Origin of the sequence: Psychromonas sp. MB-3u-54, assembly GCF_002836415.1 — a bacterium.
Lineage (GTDB): Bacteria > Pseudomonadota > Gammaproteobacteria > Enterobacterales > Psychromonadaceae > Psychromonas.
Genome location: NZ_PJBP01000029.1, coordinates 1 through 824, shown reverse-complemented (window position 1 = coordinate 824; position 824 = coordinate 1). Strand labels below are relative to the sequence as shown.

The window sequence follows — 824 nt, the reverse complement described above, 5'->3', positions numbered from 1 at the left end:
CCCCCTGTGTCAGGCTAGTTGTCGCCTCTAATTTTTAGAGGTAATAAAGATGAAGAGAAGTTTTACTAAATCATTTAAAATACAGGCAGTAGAAAAAGTACTTAGTCGAAGAAACGATACAACCTTCACTGAGATTGCTAATTCTTTAGACATTGGTGCCTCAACACTCCGCAAGTGGATTGTAAAAGCGAGAAATCAAGAGTTTGATACCGTTTCATCTATCGAGATTAATAACATGAGTAAAGATAAGCGCCCACAGGACTGGACACGAGAAGAACGCCTCAATTTAGTTATCTCTTGCGGCTCTCTGATGGGGGAGGCGTTGAATGAATATTGCCGCGAACAAGGCGTGTATCCTCATCATGTTAAGCAGTGGGAGCTTGATTTTGTCAATGGAAACACCCAAAAGACTAAAACGCTTTCTCCTGCTGAGATGAAAACACTTAAGCATGAAAATAAGGCATTAAAAAAAGAGTTGAACCGCAAAGATAAAGCGTTAGCGGAAACAGCCGCGTTGTTAGTACTCCAAAAAAAAGTGCAGGCGATCTGGGGCAACGACGAGGACAATTAACGAATAATGATGACCGACAAAAAGTAGTCACTTTAATCGAAGAGGCGAAAGCCTCAGGGGCAAGGCAATCTAAGGCGTGTGCCGCAAGTGGTATCAGTGCCAAAACCCTGCAACGTTGGATGAAGCCGAAGAACCACCATGACGGAAGAACAGATGCACCGCATGCGCCTAAAAACAAGCTAACTGAACTTGAGCGGCAGCGACTTATCAAGGTTGCTAACGCTCCCGAGTTCAGCGGTTTGCCACCGAGCAA

The 824-nt window shown here is 44.3% G+C and carries 1 protein-coding gene; it reads left to right on the top strand.

The genetic code is table 11. The features are described from left to right. Window positions 1–49: 49 nt before the first annotated feature. Window positions 50–571 (top strand): transposase, encoded by a 522-nt coding sequence (locus CXF72_RS00420; RefSeq protein ID WP_101036066.1) that lies wholly within the window; start codon window positions 50–52, stop codon window positions 569–571. Window positions 572–824: the final 253 nt, after the last annotated feature.

What these genes read in the sequence shown, in the direction of transcription:
- CXF72_RS00420 (WP_101036066.1), top strand. Translation starts at nt 50, where the DNA reads ATGAAGAGAAGTTTTACTAAATCATTTAAAATACAGGCAGTAGAAAAA.